This window comes from Polaromonas sp. P1_F8, from assembly GCF_056405635.1.
Genome location: NZ_JBFUBS010000005.1, coordinates 121,033 through 136,225, shown reverse-complemented (window position 1 = coordinate 136,225; position 15,193 = coordinate 121,033). Strand labels below are relative to the sequence as shown.

13 protein-coding genes and 1 tRNA gene are annotated in these 15,193 nt (G+C 61.0%); 10 read left to right on the top strand and 4 right to left on the bottom strand.

The window, feature by feature from the left end; all coding sequences use genetic code 11:
- The first annotated feature begins 4 nt into the window (after positions 1-4).
- A complete protein-coding gene (locus tag AC1D1J_RS17875; RefSeq protein ID WP_477695445.1) occupies positions 5-1,225 on the top strand; it encodes an MFS transporter in 1,221 nt (406 codons plus the stop codon).
- Here AC1D1J_RS17875 and AC1D1J_RS17870 read toward each other — a convergent pair.
- From AC1D1J_RS17870 to earP, 3 genes are all read right to left on the bottom strand, one after another.
- On the bottom strand, positions 1,203-2,066 hold the full coding sequence (locus AC1D1J_RS17870) for an LOG family protein (RefSeq protein WP_457278831.1): 864 nt from the start codon (positions 2,064-2,066) through the stop codon (positions 1,203-1,205). The two genes, AC1D1J_RS17875 and AC1D1J_RS17870, sit on opposite strands and share 23 nt — an antisense overlap.
- A 117-nt stretch (positions 2,067-2,183) precedes the next feature.
- The gene (efp, locus tag AC1D1J_RS17865) at positions 2,184-2,738 is read right to left on the bottom strand and encodes an elongation factor P (RefSeq protein WP_411883615.1); all 555 of its coding nucleotides are present in this window, start codon (positions 2,736-2,738) and stop codon (positions 2,184-2,186) included.
- A gap of 117 nt (positions 2,739-2,855) precedes the next feature.
- Positions 2,856-4,001, bottom strand: coding sequence for an elongation factor P maturation arginine rhamnosyltransferase EarP (gene earP, locus AC1D1J_RS17860; RefSeq protein WP_477695444.1), 1,146 nt, complete (start codon positions 3,999-4,001; stop codon positions 2,856-2,858).
- Positions 4,002-4,123: 122 nt separating this feature from the next.
- Here earP and AC1D1J_RS17855 point away from each other — a divergent pair, with 122 nt between their 5' ends.
- The 4 genes from AC1D1J_RS17855 to AC1D1J_RS17840 all read left to right on the top strand — a co-directional run bounded on the left by AC1D1J_RS17855 (position 4,124) and on the right by AC1D1J_RS17840 (position 9,415).
- Positions 4,124-5,644, top strand: coding sequence for an esterase-like activity of phytase family protein (locus tag AC1D1J_RS17855; RefSeq protein ID WP_477695443.1), 1,521 nt, complete (start codon positions 4,124-4,126; stop codon positions 5,642-5,644).
- A gap of 84 nt (positions 5,645-5,728) precedes the next feature.
- The gene (gene uvrC, locus AC1D1J_RS17850; protein ID WP_477695442.1) at positions 5,729-7,744 is read left to right on the top strand and encodes an excinuclease ABC subunit UvrC; all 2,016 of its coding nucleotides are present in this window, start codon (positions 5,729-5,731) and stop codon (positions 7,742-7,744) included.
- 140 nt (positions 7,745-7,884) lie between these two features.
- Positions 7,885-8,451 (top strand): CDP-diacylglycerol--glycerol-3-phosphate 3-phosphatidyltransferase, encoded by a 567-nt coding sequence (pgsA, locus tag AC1D1J_RS17845; RefSeq protein ID WP_457278826.1) that lies wholly within the window; start codon positions 7,885-7,887, stop codon positions 8,449-8,451.
- Positions 8,452-8,536: 85 nt separating this feature from the next.
- Entirely contained in the window at positions 8,537-9,415 is an 879-nt protein-coding gene (locus tag AC1D1J_RS17840; protein ID WP_477695479.1) for a DMT family transporter, read from the top strand.
- On the opposite strand, the gene AC1D1J_RS17835 is transcribed toward AC1D1J_RS17840, so the two are convergent.
- Positions 9,360-10,337 (bottom strand): LysR family transcriptional regulator, encoded by a 978-nt coding sequence (locus tag AC1D1J_RS17835; RefSeq protein ID WP_477695441.1) that lies wholly within the window; start codon positions 10,335-10,337, stop codon positions 9,360-9,362. The genes AC1D1J_RS17840 and AC1D1J_RS17835 overlap by 56 nt on opposite strands.
- Before the next feature lie 145 nt (positions 10,338-10,482).
- Between AC1D1J_RS17835 and AC1D1J_RS17830 the strand changes: the two genes are divergently transcribed.
- The 5 genes from AC1D1J_RS17830 (at position 10,483) to AC1D1J_RS17810 (ending at position 15,177) form a co-directional block, all read left to right on the top strand.
- Positions 10,483-11,361, top strand: a complete 879-nt coding sequence (locus AC1D1J_RS17830) for an alpha/beta fold hydrolase (RefSeq protein ID WP_477695440.1) — start codon at positions 10,483-10,485, stop codon at positions 11,359-11,361.
- 64 nt (positions 11,362-11,425) lie between these two features.
- Positions 11,426-12,532 (top strand): tartrate dehydrogenase, encoded by a 1,107-nt coding sequence (locus AC1D1J_RS17825; protein ID WP_477686861.1) that lies wholly within the window; start codon positions 11,426-11,428, stop codon positions 12,530-12,532.
- 266 nt (positions 12,533-12,798) lie between these two features.
- A complete protein-coding gene (locus AC1D1J_RS17820) occupies positions 12,799-13,071 on the top strand; it encodes an HU family DNA-binding protein (protein ID WP_007874140.1) in 273 nt (90 codons plus the stop codon).
- Between the two features lie 17 nt (positions 13,072-13,088).
- Positions 13,089-13,164, top strand: a tRNA-Val gene (locus AC1D1J_RS17815).
- An 87-nt stretch (positions 13,165-13,251) separates the two neighbouring features.
- Complete coding sequence (locus tag AC1D1J_RS17810; protein ID WP_477695439.1) at positions 13,252-15,177, top strand: SurA N-terminal domain-containing protein; 1,926 nt, start codon at positions 13,252-13,254, stop codon at positions 15,175-15,177.
- Positions 15,178-15,193 lie beyond the last annotated feature (16 nt).

The following is a 15,193-nucleotide window of genomic DNA, read 5'->3' as shown; positions in this document are numbered from 1 at the left end:
CGTCATGACGCCTGAACTTGCACGCCTTATCGTGGCGCAGATCTGCCTGCACGCCTGCATGGCCGGCACGCGCATGGCGGCGCCGCTGCTGGCGCTGCGTGAGGGCTACAGCCCCGCGGCGGTGGGAGTGCTGCTTGCATTGTTTGCCCTGACGCAAGTCTTCCTGGCGCTGCCGGCCGGCCGTTTCGCCGACCGGCATGGTCTCAGGCGCCCGATACGGTATAGCGTGTTCGCTGCGGTGCTGGGAGCCGGTGCTGCGGTGGCCTTTCCGGTGTTCCCGGTGCTGTGTCTGGCGGCGCTGCTCACGGGCGGCGCCACCGGCGCGGCAGTGATTTCCCTGCAGCGCCACGTGGGCCGTGCGGCGGTCGGCGCACTGGAGTTGCGCCAGGTGTTCAGCTGGCTGGCCATCGGTCCGGCGGTGTCCAATTTCATCGGACCTTTTTCCGCCGGCCTGCTGATCGACCATGTGGGTGCCGTGCCGGGCAGTACTTCCGGCTACCGCGCGGCGTTTTTGTTGATGGCGATCCTGCCGCTGGCCTGCTGGTTCCTGGTGCGCAAGACGCGGGAACTCCCGCCGGTGATCGCCGCCAGCGGCGGGGTGCAGCCCAAGGCCTGGGATTTGCTGCGCCAGGCCAACTTTCGTCGCCTCATGCTGGTGAACTGGTTTTTGTCGTCCTGCTGGGACGTCCATACTTTTGTGGTGCCGGTGCTGGGTTTTGAGCGCGGCATCAGTGCTTCGGTCATAGGCACCATCCTGGGATCGTTTGCGGTGGCCGCGGCTTTGATCCGCATGGTGATGCCGCTGGTGGCGGCCCATCTGCGCGAGTGGAAGGTGCTGGCGGTCTCCATGCTGGCGACAGCCGCACTGTTCGGCATCTACCCGTTGATGCATTCGGCGATCGGTATGGGCCTGTGCTCCATCCTGTTGGGCCTTGCGCTGGGCATGGTGCAACCCATGGTGATGAGCATGCTGCACCAGATCACACCGGAAGCACGCCACGGCGAAGCGCTGGGGCTGCGCCTGATGGCGATCAATGCGTCCAGCGTGGTGATGCCCATGTTGTTTGGATCCGCCGGCGCGCTGATGGGAATTGGCGGGGTCTTCTGGGTCACCGGGGCCATGGTCGGCGCGGGTTCACGGGCGGCGTGGCTGCTCAAGGACAGCATGTCTGCCCATGGCGGCCACCCCCCCGAAACCGGGCCTACAGGCGGTAAAAGTCCTTGATCAGGTCCCAGGCGACCTGTGCGTCGTCCACATACTGAAAGAGCTTGAGGTCGTTGGGCGATATCACGCCTTCTTCCACCAGCATGTCGGTGTTGAGCAGGCGCTTCCAGTAGCTGCTGCCAAAAAGGATGATGGGCACCGGCTTGGCCTTGCGGGTCTGCACCAGTGTGATGACTTCAAACAGTTCGTCGAGCGTGCCGAAACCACCCGGAAACACCACAAGCGCCTTGGCGCGCATCATGAAATGCATCTTGCGCAGCGCGAAGTAATGGAACTTGAATGACAGCTCGGGCGGCACATAAGGGTTGGCCGCTTCTTCCATGGGCAGGGCAATCGCCAGGCCCACACTGAGCCCGCCGGCCTCGTGCGCGCCCCGGTTCGCCGCCTGCATGATGCCCGGGCCGCCGCCGGTGCAGATGAAGAGCTTGGTCTCGGGCGGTTTTGTCTCGCTGTACTGCGCCACCAGCTTGCCAAAGGCGCGGGCTTTTTCGTAATAGTGGGCATTGCGGGCCAGTTTGCGCGCGCGGTCTATGGTTTCGGCGTCACCTCCTGCTTCGGCTTCGGCCACCATGGTGACCGAATCTTCCTCGCTGCGAAACCTGGCGCTGCCGAAAACGACCACGGTATTTTCAATGCCATGGGCCTGCTGTTCCAAGTCGGGTTTAAGCAGTTCCAGCTGGAAGCGGATCCCGCGTGTTTCACGCCGCAGCAAAAACTCCGGGTCGGCAAATGCCAGCCGCGAGGCGTCGGCCTCCAGCGGTGTGCCTTCCCGTGCGTGGGCCTGCAGTTCAGCCCAGGCGTTGGCCAGGCGGCTGACGGATAAATCTTGTTTTTGTTCCATGAGCTTATTGTGAACGATCAGGCGACGCGGCGGCTTTTCGGGGACTGGGGGGCCGCGCAAAGCAAAAAGGCTCCGTAAGGAGCCTTTTGTGGGAGATGAAAGAGGCAGAAGCGGGTTTTACACGCGCTTGCGGTATTCACCAGTGCGGGTGTCGATTTCGACCACGTCGCCTTGCGCTACAAAGATAGGCACGCCGATTTCAAAACCGGTAGCGATCTTGGCAGGCTTCAGGACCTTGCCGGAGGTGTCGCCCTTGACGGCGGGTTCGGTCCAGGTGATTTCGCGCTGTACGCTGGTGGGCAGTTCAACCGAGATGGCCTTGCCGTCGTAGAACACGACTTCCAGCTCCATGCCGTCCTGCAGGTAGTTGAGCGAATCGCCCATGTTTTCCGCTTCGACTTCGTACTGGTTGTATTCGGAGTCCATGCAGACGTACAGCGGGTCTGCGAAGTAGGAGTAGGTGCAATCCTTCTTGTCCAGCACGATCTGGTCGATCTTGTCGTCGGCCTTGAACACGACTTCGGTGTTGAAGTTGGCGACCAGGCTTTTGAGCTTCATGCGCACGGTGGCGGAATTGCGCCCGCCGCGGCTGTATTCGGTCTTGAGCACCACCATCGGGTCTTTGCCGTTCATGATGACGTTGCCGGCGCGGATTTCTTGAGCGATTTTCATAGCAGTTTTACTGAGGTAGGCCGCTAAACGCTTGCACCGGTGTGCAGGTTCCGCGGCGGGTTGTGCAGGACGCCAAAGTCTGGTCGACCTTCAGGCTGTTCTGCAAAGCCTATGATTTTAACGTTTTTTTGCCACGAAACCGAGCAGCCGGGTGCTCAGGTCGTCCTGGGCCATGAGGCGGGAACGGGCCGCCTGGGCTGTTGCTTGCCAGGCCTGCAGGTCAATGGGCAAGGGCGCCGGGCCGCCGGCGGTGGGTGGCGACGCTGTTTTGCCGTTCCAGGCGGCGTGAAAAACCCGCAGGGAGGGCGGCGCCTGGAGCATGTCCAGGAAGGCCTGCAGTTTGACCAGGTGGGCGCCGTCATGCTGCGGATAGATGTGCCAGACGAAAGGCTTGCCGGCCCAAAGCGCCCGCACCACCGAGTCCTCGCCGCGCACGAAGTTCAGGTCCGAGGCCCAGAGCAGGTGGTCAAACCCGGTTTGCGTCAGCAGGGGGAGGTATGAAATTGATAGCTGCTCGCGCCCGCCCTTATTGGGTTGCAGCCGATTCTTATCATCATACAGGGCACGAACGGCGTTGGCGGCACGCCCCGCGGCCACCAGCAGATGCACCGGTTTGCCTTGCAAGCCGTGTTCCGTAAATTGCGCCAGCAGGCCTTCGAGCGCGGGGGGCTCATAGCAAAACAGGGACACCAGGGTTTCGCCACCCCAGTGGATTCCGTGGGTTTTCAGCCAGCCGGCGCGGTCAAAGCCTGCCTGCCTGTCCTGCAGGCCTGACTCACGCAGCAGCCCGCCGGTATCAGCCGTAAAACCCGGGTAGAAAAACCACTTGGTCCAGCCGGCGGCCGGGCCGCTTTGTACCGGCGACGGCATGGCGTGGGAGCGCTCCACGTAGTCCTCGGCAGACAGGTATTCAAGATTGATCCATACAGGTTTTTGGCCTCCAGCCCAATGCAGACGAGCGCAAGCAGCTATGAAATCAGGAGCAACTTCACAGCCGAAGGCCTCGATCAGCACATCGCAGGGTTGCCCGGCGAGCCCTGCGGCGTCCAGGTTCAGGGGCTGTTCACCGGATGGCCAGGGAAATACCTGTACGCCTTCACAGCTCCCGGGGGCCATCCATGTCAGCGCGGATGCGTCATCCACCCAGAGCCGCACCTTGTGCCCGCGCGAGGCCAGGTCGGCGGCCAGACGCCAGCACACACCAATGTCCCCGAAGTTGTCGATGACTTTGCAAAAAATGTCCCAAACGCGCGCAGCAGCCATGGCGGGTATTGTGATGCAGCCGCGATGCCGGCCCGCACGCTGCGGCGTGGCGTGCTCCCCCTGTCACAGCCATGTCACTCAGGCTGGGTACAAGCCGTCATCAATTTGAAATGGAGTTCATCGTGGTTCTATTTAAATCGGCGATGCGTGCGCGGGGCATGGCCGCTATCCTGGGGCTGGCTTTGTGCGCCGGCGGTGGCGTCTCATCATGGGCGCAGGCAGGCCTGGAAAAGGCGGAAACGTCTGTCATTGAGGGTGTGGCCCTGACCAGGCATGTGCTGCAGGTTGCGACCCGCTTTTACGTGCCTTACACCGGTGCGGACGTGGGCATCAGACAGCGTTTTCCTCAAGGTTTTCCCTTGGCGCCTGGTTCGGGGCTGACATTGCGCAACAAGGATGCCGATGGCACGTTGTGGTTTTATGCGCTGACCGATCGCGGCCCCAACGGCGACTCGCCCGACCTTGACAGCAGCAGCGGTGCGACTTCGGCCAACAAAACCAAGGCCTTTCCCGCACCCAATTACGCGCCCAAGTTTGGCCTGATCCGCCTCAGGAATGGGGTGGCTGAGCTGGTGTCGGTGACCGACATCAAAACTGCAGATGGGGTGAACGTGAGCGGCCGCCCGGTGCAGGGCGGCATTGGCTCCTCGGGTGAAACGCCCTTGACCGAAGCCTTGCAAGCCACCCTGGCCTTCGACACCCATGGCATTGATCCGGAAGCCATCGCCATGGACCCGGATGGCCAACACGTCTGGATTTGTGATGAATACGGCCCGTATCTGATCAAGGTGGCAGTTGACAGCGGCCGCATTGCGGCCAAATTCGCGCCGGCCAACGGCTTGCCAGACGTGATTCAATTTCGCCAGCCGAATCGCGGCTGCGAAGGCCTGGCCATCACGCCCGGCGGCAAGCTGGTCATGGCCATTCAAAGCATTCTGGAAATGCCAGATATGGGGAGTGGTTTGTCGGCCCGGCATACCAGCAAGGCGCTCTTTACCCGTCTGGTGGAATTCAATCCCGCCAATGGGGCTACCCGCATGTTTGCCTATCCGCACGACGTGACCCGGTACGGTAAGAGCAAGGACGCCAAGATTGGCGACATCGTCGCCTTGAGTGACACGCGCTTTGTGCTGATCGAGCAAGGCAAATTCAAGGCCGATGGTGAAGTGCACAACCTGCTGGTGGCGGTAGATGTGGCCCAGGCCACGGATTTGACCGGCAAGAAGCTGGAGGGTGGATTGGAGCTGGAATATGCCGACGCCGTGAGTGAGCTGTCGGCCGCCGGCGTTGTCCCCGCGAAGCGGCTGGAAATCCTTGACTTGCGCAAGAAGGATGCAAGCGGAAAGCTCCAGTTCGGCTGGCTTCCCGAGAAAGCCGAAGGCCTGGCCCTGGTGAACGACGATACGCTGGCGCTGATCAATGACAACGACTTTGGCGTGTCCGCGCGAATCGTCGATGCGGCCGGCAGAACCGTCAAAATCGATGACTGCAGCGTGAACGCCGCCGGTGTCCTGGGGGGCAAAAAATGCAAAGGCGCAGCACCGCTCAAGTATGAAATCGTCAATGGCAGTGATGACGAGAAGCCAACCCGCTTGTGGCTGATCAGGTTGCCGAAAAAACTCATGGACTACCGGCCAGGCTGAATCCCCTTGCCGGGTCGGGTCCGAAAGGGCAACGGTCCTGTCAGGGTTTTCTTCTGAAGCGCCGGTACGCGGCAAAATAGGGGTATGCCTGAACGTTCCCCCGCTGAAAAGTTACCCGCCGGACATACGCCCGAGTTGCTGGCCGAAGTGGCCGCGCTGCCCGCCTTGCCCGGCGTGTACCGCTACTTCGATGCGGAGGGCGGTGTGCTGTATGTCGGCAAGGCGCGCAACCTGAAGAAGCGGGTCTCCAACTACTTCCAGAAGAACCATGGCGGCACGCGCATCGGCCATATGGTGACCAAGATCGCCCGCATGGAAACCACGGTGGTGCGCTCAGAAGCCGAAGCGCTGCTGCTCGAAAACAACCTGATCAAGACGCTCAACCCGAAATTCAACATCCTGTTCCGGGACGACAAGAGCTACCCCTACCTCAAGCTGACAGGCGCGCGTCCGGCCGAAGAAGGCGCTGCGCCCACGGCTGCCGTCTTTCCGCGCATTGCCTATTACCGCGGCGCGGTCGAGAAAAAGCACCGCTACTTCGGCCCGTACCCCAGCGCCTGGGCGGTGAAAGACACCATCTTGCTGTTGCAAAAGGTGTTCCGGCTGCGGACCTGCGAAGACACGGTGTTCAACAATCGCACACGGCCCTGCCTGCTGTACCAGATCAAGCGCTGCTCCGCACCCTGTGTGGGCCATGTGTCACCCGAGCAGTACGCGCTGGACACCGCCAACGCCGAACGCTTTTTGCAAGGCCAGGCCCAGGACATCCTGACCGAGCTCGAGAGAAAAATGCTGGTGCATGCCGAGAAGCTGGAGTTTGAGCAGGCCGCAGAGTTGCGCAACCAGATGTCGGCGCTGTCCAAGGTGCTGCACCAGCAGTCCATGGAAATCGGCGGTGACAAGGACGTCGACATCCTGGCGGTGAAGGTGCAGGGCGGCAAGGCCTGCGTCAACCTGGCCATGGTGCGTGGCGGCCGCCACCTGGGCGACAGGGCGTACTTCCCCAGCCATGTGGAGAACGCGACCGACGTCGCGGCGCTGGATGCTGAGATCGATGCAGACGCCCGGCAGGCCGCGCAAGCCGGGGCGGCCGGTGAAAGTGCTGCCCCGGCGCTTGTGCCTGCACCTGAGGGCAAGTCACTTGAGGCCCTGGTGCTGGAAGCCTTCATTGCGCAGCATTACATTGATGTGCCGGTTCCACCCACCCTGGTGTGCAGCGAGCCGGTGGACAAAGAGCTGATGGACGCCCTGAGCGCACAGACCGGGATCAAGGTCACGGCCCTTCACCAGCCGCGCGAGCAGCGCCGCATCTGGCTGGAAATGGCACAGAAGAACGCCGGCCTGCAGCTGGCCCGGTTGCTGGCGGAGCAAGGTTCCCAGCAGGCGCGCACGCGCGCGCTGGCCGAGGCGCTTGATTTGCCGCTCGACAATCTGGACGCGCTACGCATCGAATGCTTTGATATCTCACACACGGCCGGTGAGTCGACGCAGGCCTCCTGTGTCGTGTTCCAGGAGCACAAGATGGTCAACAGCGAATACCGCCGCTACAACATCGAAGGCATCACGCCAGGCGACGACTACGCCGCCATGCGGCAGGTACTGATGCGCCGCTATACCCGGCTGGCCGAAGCTGCACGCAATGGGGAGGGCAAACTGCCCGATCTGGTGCTGGTCGACGGCGGGAAGGGGCAGGTGTCGATGGCACGTGAGGTGTTCGGAGAGCTGGGCCTGGACCTGGGTCTGATTGCCGGCGTTGAAAAAGGGGAGGGCCGCAAGGTCGGCCTGGAAGAACTCGTGTTTGCGGACGGCCGTGACAAGGTCTATTTAGGGCGGGATTCTGCCGCGCTGATGCTGATCGCACAGATCCGCGACGAAGCCCACCGTTTCGCCATCACGGGCATGCGGGCCAAGCGCGCCAAGGTGCGGGTGGGCGGCAGCAAGCTTGAGGACATTGCCGGCATTGGCCCCAAGCGGCGCGCCAGCTTGTTGCAGCGCTTCGGCGGCATTCGCGGCATCGCCTCGGCCAGCGCGGAAGACATTGCCACGGTGGATGGCATTTCGAAGGACCTGGCCGAGGAAATCTACCGCGCCCTGCATTGAGGCAGCATCGGTTGCGTGCCCTGTTTCGGCAGCAGTTCTTTGAAATTTGCGCAGATGTATTTGTGCAACGGAACGCACTGTTTTGGCGTGCTTTGCACCGCTATCCGGCACCACTGCACGGCTCATGCCAAAATCGGGGCATGTTTCTGACCATCCCTACGTTGATGACCTGGACTCGCATCGTTGCGATTCCGCTGATCGTGGGGGTGTTCTACCTGAACCTGGCGCCCACGGAGCGCAACCTGATTGCCACCGTGATGTTCGTCGTGTTTGCCGCAACCGACTGGCTGGACGGCTTTCTGGCGCGCAAGCTGAACCAGACTTCTTCCTTCGGCGCCTTCCTCGATCCGGTGGCCGACAAGTTCCTGGTCTGCGCTTCTTTGCTGGTGCTGGTGCACCTGCAGCGTGCCGACGTGTTCGTGGCGCTCATCATCATCGGCCGCGAGATTGCCATCTCGGCGCTGCGCGAGTGGATGGCCCTGATTGGCGCGACCAAAAGCGTGGCCGTGCACATGCTCGGCAAGGTCAAGACCACGGTGCAGATGATTGCCATCCCTTTCCTGCTGTTCGACGGCGTGCTGTTCGGCGTGATCAACACGCACGTATGGGGCACCTGGTTGATCTGGATCTCCGCCATCCTGACGGTCTGGTCCATGATTTATTACCTGAAAAAAGCCATCCCGGAAATCCGCGCGCGCGCCAAGTAGTCCTGCCCTTGGTGTTGCCGTTCTAAGGCTTCTGTCCTTGAGTTCTTCCTCTTCTTCATCCTCTTCCGATGCGCTGATCCGGGCCATGCCCGCCGTGTTTGTACTGATCTGGAGCACCGGCTTTATCGTCGCCAAATATGGCTTGCCGTATGCGCCGCCGCTGACTTTCCTGGCGATCCGTTATTTCCTGTCGATTGTTTGCTTCCTTGTCTGGATCGTGCTGGCCCGGGCCGCGTGGCCGCAAGGCCGGGCGCAATGGCTGCATCTGGCCATGGCCGGCGTGTTGATGCATGCCGGTTATCTGGGTGGCGTCTGGATTGCCGTGAAGTCGGGCATGGGTTCGGGCTTGACCGCACTCATTGTCGGACTTCAGCCAGTGTTGACGGCGCTCTGGGTTTCGTGGGTTGCCTCGCCCGGGGCAAACGGCGGCGAGGCCAAGGTCACCTCACGCCAGTGGGCCGGTCTGGCGCTGGGGCTGGGCGGGCTGTTGCTGGTGGTTTCGCGCAAATTCGGCACGGGCCATGAAGTGACGGCGCTGACGCTGGCCTGCACGGTCTTTGCGCTGTTCAGCATCACTGCGGGAACGCTTTACCAGAAACGTTTTGTCAAACCTGCCGACGTGCGCAGTGCCAATGCCATTCAGCTGGCCGCTGCTTTCGTGGTGACCCTGCCGTTTGCGCTGTTTGAAACTGAAGCGATCACGTGGAACCACCAGGTTCTGGGCGCCATGGCGTGGTCGGTGCTGGTGCTCACGCTGGGAGGAAGCTCCCTGCTTTACCTTTTGATCCAGCGCGGCGCAGCTACAGCCGTGACCAGCCTGCTGTACCTGGTTCCGCCAACGACCGCCCTGATGGCATGGTTGTTGTTTGACGAACCCATTACGCTCAGCACGATTGCCGGCACCGCGCTCACGGCGTTGGGCGTGAGCCTCGTGGTGCGGGCCGCGAAGCCGGCGGCAGCGTAGTTTTCCAGGGCGCTTCCTGGAACTGTGCGACCAGGTGGTCAATCAGCAGGCGAATACGGCGTGGCTGGTCGGTGCGGTAGGGGGCCAGCCAGTGAATGTCGGCATCGGGCATTGAATAGGCCGGTAAAACGCGCACGAGCCGGCCCGACGCGATGTGCGGCGCAATATCCCAAAGGCTGCGCAGCATGATGCCGCGGCCTTCCATGCACCAGTCGCGTACCAGCTCCCCTGAATTGCTGGCCAGCGGGCCGTGCACGCGAACGCGCACCGCGGTCTTCTCGCGTTCCCTGTGCAGCGGCCAGACATCAAAACGCTGTCCCGGGGCATTGCCGTTTTCGCGCACGATCAGGCAGGCATGGTCCTGCAAGGCCTCCAGGCTGGCGGGTGAACCGTGTTGTTTGATGTAACGGGGCGAGGCCACCATGATGCGCTGGTTGCGCGCAAGACGGCGTGACACCCACTGGGCCGCCTGCCGACCCTGTACCGACCAGAGCCAGATGGCGCCGTCGTAACCCTCCAGCGCGAGGTCGGGCAAATGCTCGGTGAGCTCCAGCTGTATCTCGACACGCGGATAACGCTCCTGGAATTCCGCCAGCGCAGGTCCCAGCCACAGGCGGCCGAACCCAAAAGTAGCAGCAAGCCGGATCAACCCCGTGGGCTCCGCTTTTCGCTCCTGCAACTCCGCCTCAAGCGCCTGGAAGCCCTGCAGGAGGATGATGGCCCGTTCGCAGACTGTTTCACCCTCGGCGGTGGGGCTGACGCGGCGGGTGGTGCGCTGGAACAGTCGTTGGCCCAGCCTGGCCTCCAGCGCGGCAAGCCGCTTGGTTACGACCGGCGGCGCCACATCCAGGCTTTGCGCTGCGGCCGCCAGGCTCCCGTGGTCGCGAACGGCAAGCACCAGTTCAAGGTCGCTGCGTTCCATTATTAATTCCTTTTTGGAAATAATTGATTGCCTGATTATTGCTTGTATTGGATGCGACTGTTCTACAAAATCGGGTCAGGATCTAAAAAACGTTCAAGGCACCGGGGAATTGCTCGACCGAAGACGAACCAAGGCAGACTGATTGATGCTTGAGAATTTTGTTGTTTGCGACATCGAAGGCCCAGCTGGCAGCCTGCACACCCTGCAGGGCGGCGCGGGCGCGCCGCTGCTGTTGCTTCACGGACACCCGCAAACTCACGTGATGTGGCATCTCGTCGCGGGAGAGTTCGCGAAACATTTCACCGTCGTGATGATGGACCTGCGAGGTTACGGTGACTCCGCACGGATTGCCGGCGACGCAGCGCACGAGGCCTATTCCAAACGCGCGATGGCGCTGGATGCCGTCGCGGTGATGAAAGCCTATGGGTTCGAGCGCTTTCAGGTGCTGGCCCATGACCGCGGCGCGCGGGTGGCGCACCGCATGGCGCTCGATCACCCGGGTGCAGTCGAGCGCCTTATGGTGCTGGACATTGCGCCGACGCTGACCATGTACGACAACACCTCGGATGCATTTGCGCGCGCTTACTGGCACTGGTTCTTCTTGATCCAGCCGCCGCCTTTGCCGGAGGCACTGATTGAATCTGATCCGGTACGGTATGTGCGCAGCGTGATGGGCAAGCGCCATGCGGGCCTTGCAGCTTTCGCGCCGGCCGCCCTGGCCGAGTACGAACGCTGCGCGCAAATCCCAGGCACCGCTCAAAGTATCTGCGAAGACTACCGGGCCTCTGCCACCATCGACCTGGAGCACGACCGCGCGGACGTCACTGCCGGCCTGCGCCTGGCGCAGCCGCTGCGGGTCCTGTGGGGTGACCATGGCGCGGTAGGTCAATGCTTTGATGTGCTGAATCTCTGGCAAGACAGGGCTAAAGATGTCTCGGGCCGGAGCCTGCCTTGTGGCCACTACATTGCGGAAGAAGCGCCGGGATTGTTGCTGACTGAAGCGCTTGGCTTTTTCAAATCCTGAATCAACGGCATTCACCTGACCAAATCGACGTCACTCCAATTCAACCCAGTCCAAAAGGAACACCATGAGCAAGAGCTCCGGAAAAAAACGCATCGCAGTCATCGCCGGCGACGGCATCGGCAAAGAGGTGATGCCCGAGGGCGTGCGTGTGCTGGAGGCTGCGGCCGTCAAATACGGCATTGACCTGCAGTTTGATCACTTCGATTTTTCAAGCTGGGACTACTTTGAAAAGCACGGCAAGATGATGCCGGACAACTGGAAAGACCAGATTGGAGGCCATGACGCGATCTACTTCGGTGCGGTGGGATGGCCCGAGAAAATTGCCGACCACGTGTCTTTGTGGGGTTCGCTGCTGCTATTCAGGCGTGAGTTCGACCAGTACATCAACCTGCGACCGGCACGCTTGATGCCCGGCATCATCGCGCCGGTTGTGCGGCGCGACGGGAGCGCCCGCCAGCCCGGTGAAATAGATTTTTACATCGTCCGTGAAAACACCGAGGGCGAATACTCCAGTATTGGCGGGCGGGCTTTCCCGGGTACGGAGCGCGAGTTTGTGCTGCAGGAGTCGGTGTTCACCCGCATCGGCGTAGACCGTGTGCTGAAGTTCGCGTTCGAGTTGGCGCAGTCGCGGCCCAAGAAGCACCTGACCAGTGCGACGAAGTCCAACGGCATTTCCATCTCCATGCCTTACTGGGACGAGCGCGTGGCCGAGATGGCAAAAAGCTATCCAGGCATTCAGCTGGATAAATTTCATATCGACATCCTGACGGCGCATTTTGTGCAGCGGCCCGACTTCTTCGACGTGGTCGTGGCAAGCAATCTCTTCGGCGACATCCTGAGTGACCTGGGGCCGGCCTGCACGGGCACCATAGGCATTGCGCCCAGCGCCAACCTCAATCCTGAGCGGAAATTTCCCTCGCTGTTCGAACCGGTGCACGGCTCGGCCCCGGACATTGCGGGCCGTAACATCGCCAACCCTATCGGGCAGATGTGGTGCGGTGCCATGATGCTGGAGTTCCTGGGGCACAAGGATGCGCATGACGGCATCCTCGCTGCAATTGAAAAGGTGTTGAGCCCTGGAAGCGGTGCGCCGCGCACCCCGGACCTGGGCGGAAAAGCAGGGACGACAGACCTTGGCAAGGCCGTCGTCGAGGCCCTGTCCGCTTCCTGAAACCGTCATAAAGACGGCTTTTGTCAAGCATGAAAATTACACATCATGCTTACGATTAAGCCGTGAAAGCGCTGAAAAACCGTCTAGAATCCGCCTCCGCACGTTGTAAAAACTTGCTGCTGTATTGACAGGTTAGGAGTCCATGGCTCTAATTGGAATCAGCAGAAAACTGCACATGCCGCTCCCGCTGACACACTCAACACAGTGTCCCGGGAGATATTTTTTAGAGACAACCAGATTAACTTTTTATCAACGAGGGGCTCCTTGTGAACAAGACTGAACTGATCGAGCACATTGCCAAGCATGCTGATATTTCCAAAGCTGCCGCCACGCGCGCGCTGGAGTCAACCATTGGCGCTGTGAAAACAACCCTGAAAAAAGGAGGCTCCGTGTCTCTGGTGGGTTTCGGCACTTTTGCCGTGGGAAAACGTGCTGCGCGCACCGGCCGCAATCCGCGTACCGGCGATGCGATTAAAATCAAGGCTGCCAAGGTTCCAAAGTTCCGTCCAGGCAAAGCTCTCAAGGATGCTTTGAACTGAAACGGAAACTCAACGTGGGGTGCTTAGCTCAGTTGGTAGAGCAGCGCCCTTACACGGCGTAGGTCGGCGGTTCGAGCCCGTCAGCACCCACCACCCACGAAAAAAGGCGAACATGGTTCGCCTTTTTTGTTGTTGGCTCCCGGTTTGTTCGTAAAGCTGTTGCAGCACAGGAAGTTCGAGATGTTTGATTTCATTCGCAAGCACACCAAAGTCACCATGGCGTTGCTGTTTTTGCTGATTGTTCCGTCCTTTATATTGGTGGGCATGAACAGCAACGGTCCCTCCGGGAACAACAGCGGGGTCGTTGCCGTTGTCGACGGAAAAGACATCACGCAGCCCGAATGGGACCAGGCCCACCAGAACGAAGTCCAGCGCATACGCGCTTCCATGCCGTCGATTGATGTCAAGTTGCTGGACACACCACAAGCACGCTACGCGACGCTGGAGCGGCTGGTACGCGACCGCGTGGTTGCTGCTGCTGCCCATGTCACCGACGACTATCTGGCGCGCGAGCTGCAGAAAATCCCTGAAATCGCCGCCCTGAAAGGCCCGGACGGCAAGCTCGATATGGAGCGGTATCGCCAGTTGCTGGCGTCGCAGGGCATGACGCCGGAAATCTTTGAGGCCAATGTCAAGGCCGGGCTGCCGAGCCGACAGGTGCTGGGCGGTATTGGTGCAAGCGGCTTCGCCACGAACGCTGCGGCTGATTTGTCGCTCAATGCCTATTTCGAGAAGCGCGAAATCCAGCTGGCCCGTTTTGATGCCGCCGATATGGCAGCCAAACTGGCACCGACCGATGCCGATCTTGAGCAGTTCTACAAAGCCAACGAGAAACTCTTTCAGGCGCCAGAGCAGGCCAACATTGAGTATGTGGTGCTCGACGTCGAGACTGTCAAAAAGACGGTCACTGTCAACGAAGCCGATCTCAAGACCTACTATGAGCAGAATATCCAGCGCCTGGGCGGTACTGAAGAGCGCAGGGCAAGCCACATCCTGATTGCAACGCCCAAGACTGCCTCGGCAGCCGATCGCGAAAAGGCGAAGGCCAAAGCAGAGGAATTGCTGGCGCAGGTCAGGAAGGCGCCTGATACTTTTGCCGATGTGGCGCGCAAGAATTCGCAGGACACCGGCTCGGCACCTGCCGGCGGCGATCTCGACTTCTTCGCACGCGGCTCGATGGTCAAGCCGTTTGAGGACGCCGCCTTTGCGATGAAAAAAGGCGACATCAGCAATGTCGTGGAGTCGGAGTTCGGCTACCACATCATCAAGCTGACGGACATCAAGGCACCGAAGCGGCCCGCGTTCGAAGAAATGAAGCCGCAGCTGGAAGCCGACCTCCGCAAGCAGGAAGCCCAGAAGAAATTTGCTGAAGTTGCCGATGTCTTCACCAATGGCGTCTATGAGCAGCCCGACAGCCTCAAGCCCGTGGCGGACAAGCTGAAGCTTGAAGTCAAGGCGGCCAGCAATGTGGCCCGGCAGCCCAAAGCCGGTGCGGCTGGCGTGCTGTCGAATCCGAAATTCCTGGGCGCACTTTTTTCGCCTGACGCGATCGAAAAGAAGCGCAATACCGAAGCCATAGAAACAGTGCCCAGCCAGCTGGTTTCAGGTCGGATCACCCAGTACACCCCGGCACGCACCCAGCCCTTTGCCGAAGTGAAAGATGTTGTACGCCAGCGCTGGGTTGCCCAGCGCAGCGCCGAAGAAGCGCGCAAGGAAGGCGAGGCCAAGCTGGCTGCCTGGAAGGCCGCCCCGGCGTCTGCAACCGCTTTGGCCGCGCCTGTGGTCGTGTCGCGTGAGCAAACCCAGAAGCTTCCCAACCCGGTGATCGATGCGGCGCTCCGCGCCGATGCTGCTGCTTTGCCGGCATTTGCCGGGGTTAGCCTCGGCGCACAAGGTTATGTCGTGATCAAGGTCAACAAGGTGGTTCCGCGCGAGGTGCCGCTTGAAGCAGCAGCCAAGCAGGAACGCAGCCAGTACACGCAGTGGTGGACCGCCGCAGAAAATCTGGCGTATTACAACGGCCTGAAAGATCGCTTCAAGACGAAAATCCTGGTGGCAAAGCCTCCTGTCGCCAAGGCAGGCGCAGAAGAAGTCGTCACCCAGTAAATTGCAGCGGCTTTGC

Excerpts from the sequence above, each read along its gene's own strand:
- AC1D1J_RS17875 (WP_477695445.1), top strand. The coding sequence starts at position 5 with ATGACGCCTGAACTTGCACGCCTTATCGTGGCGCAGATCTGCCTGCAC.
- AC1D1J_RS17870 (WP_457278831.1), bottom strand. The coding sequence starts at position 2,066 with ATGGAACAAAAACAAGATTTATCCGTCAGCCGCCTGGCCAACGCCTGG.
- efp (WP_411883615.1), bottom strand. The coding sequence starts at position 2,738 with ATGAAAATCGCTCAAGAAATCCGCGCCGGCAACGTCATCATGAACGGC.
- earP (WP_477695444.1), bottom strand. The coding sequence starts at position 4,001 with ATGGCTGCTGCGCGCGTTTGGGACATTTTTTGCAAAGTCATCGACAAC.
- uvrC (WP_477695442.1), top strand. The coding sequence starts at position 5,729 with ATGCCTGAACGTTCCCCCGCTGAAAAGTTACCCGCCGGACATACGCCC.
- pgsA (WP_457278826.1), top strand. The coding sequence starts at position 7,885 with ATGTTTCTGACCATCCCTACGTTGATGACCTGGACTCGCATCGTTGCG.
- AC1D1J_RS17840 (WP_477695479.1), top strand. The coding sequence starts at position 8,537 with ATGCCCGCCGTGTTTGTACTGATCTGGAGCACCGGCTTTATCGTCGCC.
- AC1D1J_RS17835 (WP_477695441.1), bottom strand. The coding sequence starts at position 10,337 with ATGGAACGCAGCGACCTTGAACTGGTGCTTGCCGTTCGCGACCACGGG.
- AC1D1J_RS17830 (WP_477695440.1), top strand. The coding sequence starts at position 10,483 with ATGCTTGAGAATTTTGTTGTTTGCGACATCGAAGGCCCAGCTGGCAGC.
- AC1D1J_RS17825 (WP_477686861.1), top strand. The coding sequence starts at position 11,426 with ATGAGCAAGAGCTCCGGAAAAAAACGCATCGCAGTCATCGCCGGCGAC.
- AC1D1J_RS17810 (WP_477695439.1), top strand. The coding sequence starts at position 13,252 with ATGTTTGATTTCATTCGCAAGCACACCAAAGTCACCATGGCGTTGCTG.